Origin of the sequence: Pseudomonas sp. TAE6080 (genome assembly GCF_018732265.1) — a bacterium.
Classification (GTDB): domain Bacteria; phylum Pseudomonadota; class Gammaproteobacteria; order Pseudomonadales; family Pseudomonadaceae; genus Aquipseudomonas; species Aquipseudomonas brenneri.
The window spans coordinates 1-5,539 of sequence record NZ_JAHIDY010000087.1; the positions used below are offsets into that span (position 1 = coordinate 1).

The window sequence follows — 5,539 nt, forward strand, 5'->3', positions numbered from 1 at the left end:
GAGCTGTCGAGCCCCGGCGAGGCTGCGATAGCGGTGGGTCAGGCAATACATCTCTAGCGCCTGTGCCGCCGCCATCGCAGCCTCACTCAGTATCAGCCGTGCATCTGGCCGAACTGGCCGGATTGGAAGTCGGCGAAGGCCTGATGAATCTCTTGCTCGGTGTTCATCACGAATGGGCCGTGACCGACGATGGGCTCGTCGATGGGCTCACCGCTGAGCAGCAAGACCATGGCGTCGTTGTTCGACTCCAGGCTGATCTGCTCACCCTCGCGCTCGAACAACACCAGTTGCCCTTCGCGCGCCAGTTCCTTGCCGTTGACGTGCACGGTGCCTTTGAGCACCACCAGCGCGGTATTGCGCCCGGCGTGCAGGTCCAGGGTCACGGCCTTGCCGCCGTTGAGGCGTAGGTCCCACACGTCAATCGGCGTGAAGGTGCGGGCCGGGCCTTTCTCGCCGGCGAACTCACCGGCAATCAGGCGCAGGCTGCCGGCGCCATCGGCCAGGGGCAGCGACGGAATATCACCGTCGAGGATGGTCTGGTAGCCAGCATCGCTCATTTTGTCCTTGGCCGGCAGGTTGACCCACAACTGCACCATTTCCAGGGCGCCGCCACTTTTGGCGAACGCTTCGGAATGGAACTCTTCGTGCAGGATCCCCTTGGCAGCCGTCATCCACTGCACATCACCCGGGCCGATTTTGCCGCCGGCACCGGTGGAGTCGTGGTGCTCGACTTCGCCCTTGTAGACGATGGTCACAGTTTCAAAGCCGCGATGCGGATGCTGGCCCACGCCACGCCGTTGGCTGGTCGGGGTGAATTCCGCCGGGCCAGCGTGGTCCAGCAGCAGGAACGGGCTGATGTGTTTGCCCATAGTGTCGTAGGAAAACAGCGTGCGAACCGGGAAACCGTCGCCTACCCAGTGGCTACGCGGGCTGGTGTAGATACCAATGATGTTTTTCATGAGGGTCCTCCAAAGTGAATACACCTTAAATCCAATACCAATAAGGCGGTAGACAGCGAATCTGACTCGCATCGTTCCATACATGGGACGATCCAATGACAGCGACGCAAAACGAAAAACAGGAAGCATGGGCGTAGACCTTCAGGATTGATCTCAAAAGAGAATCATCATCTGCGCCCGTTTAACTTGGACAAAGTGTGATAACCACCACCCCGCGTATCCCGTAGTCACTGTCGAGCTTGAAAATGAAGGGCTGGATTTAATTATATTTCGGTCATAATATGCGACTTAATATTACGATCGTAATTTTTTAATGCCCCAGCAGCAGGAGCCTGAAATGAGCCCACGTCCTCCCCTTCGCAGCCTTTTCCCGCCCCTGGCGCTGTTGATCCTCCTCAGCGGCTGCAACAGCCCGGCTGATACCGCCTCCCACACACCTGCGCCGCGCCCGGTGCTGGCAGCCAAAGTTGAAGCCGCCGCCAGTCAGCAGAGTGCCTATACCGGCGTGGTGGCAGCCCGTACCGAAAGCGACCTGGGTTTTAGGGTCAGCGGCAAAGTGATCGAGCGTAAGGTCGATCCCGGCCAACATGTGTCCCGTGGCGACACCTTGCTGGTACTGGATATCGGCGACTTCGAACTGGCGCTACGTTCGGCGAAAAACCGCGTCAACGCCGCCCAGGCACAACTGCGCCAGCGCCGTGATGACGCAAGCCGCTACCAACGCCTGGCCAGCACTGGCGCAGTGTCGCGGCAGATTTTCGACCAGTCGGCGACCAACCTGCGGGTCGCCGAAGCCGAACTGGCCGCCGCCCAGTCAGACGCCAGCCAGATCGAAAACCGCCGCACCTACTCCGTGCTCAGGGCCGATAACGACGGCGTGGTCACCGATGTGCGCGTCGAGCGCGGGCAAGTGGTGGCTGAAGGGCAGATTGTCGCGCGCCTGGCCCACGACGGTGCGCGGGAAGCAATCATCAACCTGCCGGAAAACCAGCGCGAGCAGGCCTCGCACAAAGCCCTGGCCCTGCCCTTCGGCGCGCCCGACCAGGCCGTCACGGCGACCTTGCGCGAACTGTCCGCGAGTGCCGATCCCGTCACCCGCACCTATCGTGCGCGCTACGTGCTGCACGGCACCTTTGATCGCTTTGCGCTCGGCTCCACCATCACCCTGCGCTTGCAAGGCAGCGGCTCGTTGCCACAGACCCGCGTGCCGATTGGCGCCCTGCACGACACGGGTAGCGGCACTGGCGTATGGCTGATCGGCGATGACGACAAGGTCAGCTTTGCCCCAGTGGTCGTGGCCTACCTGGGCCAGGAAGACGCCGTACTCAGCAGCGGCGTCAGCCCCGGCCAGATCATCGTCGCCCTCGGCGCCCACTTGTTGCACAACGGTGACAGCATAAGGCTGCTGCCCGCCCAGGCGCTGGCACTCAGCCGTCGGCAGGGCCAATGATCATGCGCGGTATCAACCTCTCTGAACTGGCGGTCAAGCACCGCGCCGTAACGTTGTTCCTGATCCTCGCCATCCTGGCGGCGGGGATTTTCTCCTTCGGCAAACTGGGACGCGCCGAAGACCCGCTGTTCACGGTCAAGGTCATGACCATCACCGCCGCCTGGCCCGGCGCCACGGCCCAGGAGATGCAGGAACAGGTGGCCGACCGCCTGGAAAAGCGCCTGCAGGAACTGGACTACTACGACCGCGTCGAAACCATCGCCCAACCGGGTTTTGTATCGATGCGCATGACCTTCCTCGAATCCACGCGCCCCAACGAAATCCAGGACCTGTTCTACCAGACCCGCAAAAAACTCAGCGATGAGGCCGCCAAACTGCCCAAGGGCGTGATCGGGCCGTTCTTCAACGATGAATATTCCGATGTGTACTTCGCCCTGTATGCCCTCGAAGCCGAACACCTGCCCCATCGCCAGCAGGTGCAAATGGCCGAAGCACTGCGCCAGGAATTTCTCGATCTGGCGGGGGTGAAAAAGGTCAACATCCTTGGCGAACAGGCCCAGCGAGTGTTTGTCGAGTTCTCCTATGAACGCCTGGCCACCCTGGGCATCAAGCCCGAGCAGATCTTCGCCGCCCTCGCCGCGCAGAACGCCGTGGCCCCGTCGGGGTTTGTCGAAACCGCCGGCGCCCGCGCCTATATCCGTATCGATGGGGCTTTCGACAGCCTGGCGTTGATCGAAAACGTGCCGCTGCCGGTGGACGGCAAAGTGCTGCGTATCGCCGATGTCGCCACCGTCAGCCGCGGCTACGAAGACCCGCCCAGCTACCGCATCCGCCACCAGGGCGACCCGGCGCTGATGCTGGGCATCATCATGGAAAAACACTGGAACGGCCTGGACCTGGACAAGAGCCTCAAGGCCCAGGAAGCCAAAATCCAGGCTGACCTGCCGTTAGGTATCAACTTCGCAAAAGTCGCCGACCAGGCGAAAAACATCAGCCTGGCGGTCAACGAGTTCATGCTCAAGTTCTTTGTCGCCCTGGCCGTGGTGATGATCATCAGCCTGTTGGCCCTGGGCTTTCGGGTCGGGCTGGTGGTGGCGGCAGCGGTGCCGCTGACGCTCTCGATTGTGTTTGTCATCATGCTGTTGACCGGGCGCGAATTCGACCGCATCACTCTCGGCGCGCTGATCATTTCCCTGGGCCTGCTGGTGGACGACGCGATCATCGCCATCGAGATGATGGTGGTCAAACTCGAAGAAGGCTTCGACCGCATCCACGCCGCCACCTTCGCCTGGAGCGCCACTGCGGCACCGATGTTGACGGGCACCCTGGTGACAATCATCGGTTTTCTGCCGGTGGGTTTTGCCCGTTCGGCAGCGGGCGAATACGCCGGCAATATCTTCTGGATCGTCGGTTTTGCCCTGATTGCGTCCTGGTTGGTCGCCGTGGTGTTTACCCCATACCTGGGGGTCAAGCTGCTGCCCGACATCAAGCCGGTGCCCGGCGGCCACGATGCGATTTATGCCGGGCCCTGGTACCAGAAACTGCGCAACCTGGTGCAAACCTGCGTACGCCGTCGCTGGCTGGTGACCGGGCTGGTGGTGACGGCCTTTGTGGTGTGCGGGCTGGGCATGGGCCTGGTGAAAAAACAGTTCTTCCCCAACTCCGACCGTTCCGAACTGATCCTGGAGGTGTATATGCCGCCAGGCAGTGCCTTCAAAAGCACCGAAGCGGTGGCGGCACAGTTGGAAAAGGCGCTGCTGCAAGAGCCGCAAACCACGATGGTCGACACCTACGTGGGCGGCGGTGCGCCACGCTTTTTCCTGTCGTTGAACCCCGAACTGCCGGACCCGGCCTTCGCCAAACTGATCGTGCAAACCCCCGACGCCCATGCGCGGGACGCTTTGAAGCTGCGCATGCGTGAACGCATCGCCGCCGGCGAATTCCCGGCGGCACGGGTGCGGGTCACGCAACTGCTGTTCGGCCCGCCCGTACCGTTCCCGGTGGTGTTTCGCGTGTCCGGCCCGGACCTGAACGTGCTGCGCAGTGTGTCCGAAGACGTGCGCCAAGTAGTCGCCGCCAACCGCCTGACCAAGGACGCCTTCCTCGACTGGGGCGAGCGCAGCAGCGGTTATCGCCTGGTGCTGGACCAGGATCGCCTGCGCCTGCTGGGCTTCACCCCCAACGAGGTGAAATCCCAACTCAACGCCCTGCTCAGCGGCAACCCCATCACCGAAGTGCGCGAAGGCAACCGCACCGTATCCGTGGTGGCCCGCGCCCAGGGCAGCCAGCGCGAAGACCTCGGCAACCTCGACAACATGACCTTGACCAACAGCGCCGGCGTATCGGTGCCCTTGGCCCAGGTCGGGCATTTCCAGGCGGTGATGGAAGAGCCGATCCTCAAGCGGCGTAACCGCGCGAGCACCGTCGAAGTGCGCGCCGACATCATCGACGGCGTGCAACCGCCCGATGTGGAAATAGCCGTCTACAAAGACCTGCAACCGCTGATCGCAGGCTTGCCGGCCGGCTATCGCATCGACATCGGCGGCCCGGTGGAAGAAAGCGCCAAGGCCAATGTCGCCCTGGCCGCGCTGTTCCCGATCATGATCCTGCTGACCCTCACGGTGATCATGTTCCAGGTGCGCTCGTTCGGCGTGATGTTCATGGTCTTCGCCACCGCCCCGCTGGGGTTGATCGGCGCGGTGCCGACCTTGCTGCTGTTCAACCAGCCGTTTGGCTTCAATGCCATTTTGGGGCTGATCGGGATTGGCGGGATCCTGATGCGCAACACCCTGATCTTTACCGACCAGATCCGCCAGAACCAGGCGCACGGCATGGCGACCGGCGAGGCGATTGTCGAAGCCACCGTGCGCCGTGCCCGGCCGGTGATCTTGACCGCGCTGGCGGCGGCGTTGGCGTTTATTCCGCTGACCTTGTCGGTGTTCTGGTCGTCGCTGGCGTATGTGTTGATTGGCGGGGTGCTGGTGGGGACGTTATTGACGCTGCTGTTTTTGCCGGCGTTGTGCAGCCTGGTGTTGGGGCGGGACAAGGTGCAGGCGGCAATCCCCTTGTAGGAGTTGTCGAGCTTTAGCGAGGCTGCGATGGCGGCGGTACAGGCAGCGAAGATGTCACC

General features: G+C 62.4%; 3 protein-coding genes. 2 read left to right on the forward strand and 1 reads right to left on the reverse strand.

What is annotated here, in order from left to right:
- Positions 1-92 precede the first annotated feature (92 nt).
- Positions 93-959 (reverse strand): pirin family protein, encoded by an 867-nt coding sequence (locus KL786_RS29170; protein ID WP_215519809.1) that lies wholly within the window; start codon positions 957-959, stop codon positions 93-95.
- A 337-nt stretch (positions 960-1,296) separates the two neighbouring features.
- Between KL786_RS29170 and KL786_RS29175 the strand changes: the two genes are divergently transcribed.
- Positions 1,297-2,409 carry an efflux RND transporter periplasmic adaptor subunit gene (locus KL786_RS29175; protein ID WP_215519810.1) on the forward strand — a complete coding sequence of 371 codons (1,113 nt, stop codon included), beginning with the start codon at positions 1,297-1,299 and terminating at the stop codon, positions 2,407-2,409.
- Between the two features lie 2 nt (positions 2,410-2,411).
- Complete coding sequence (locus tag KL786_RS29180; RefSeq protein WP_215519811.1) at positions 2,412-5,480, forward strand: efflux RND transporter permease subunit; 3,069 nt, start codon at positions 2,412-2,414, stop codon at positions 5,478-5,480.
- Positions 5,481-5,539: the final 59 nt, after the last annotated feature.

Excerpts from the sequence above, each read along its gene's own strand:
- KL786_RS29175 (WP_215519810.1), top strand. The coding sequence starts at position 1,297 with ATGAGCCCACGTCCTCCCCTTCGCAGCCTTTTCCCGCCCCTGGCGCTG.
- KL786_RS29170 (WP_215519809.1), bottom strand. The coding sequence starts at position 959 with ATGAAAAACATCATTGGTATCTACACCAGCCCGCGTAGCCACTGGGTA.
- KL786_RS29180 (WP_215519811.1), top strand. The coding sequence starts at position 2,412 with ATGCGCGGTATCAACCTCTCTGAACTGGCGGTCAAGCACCGCGCCGTA.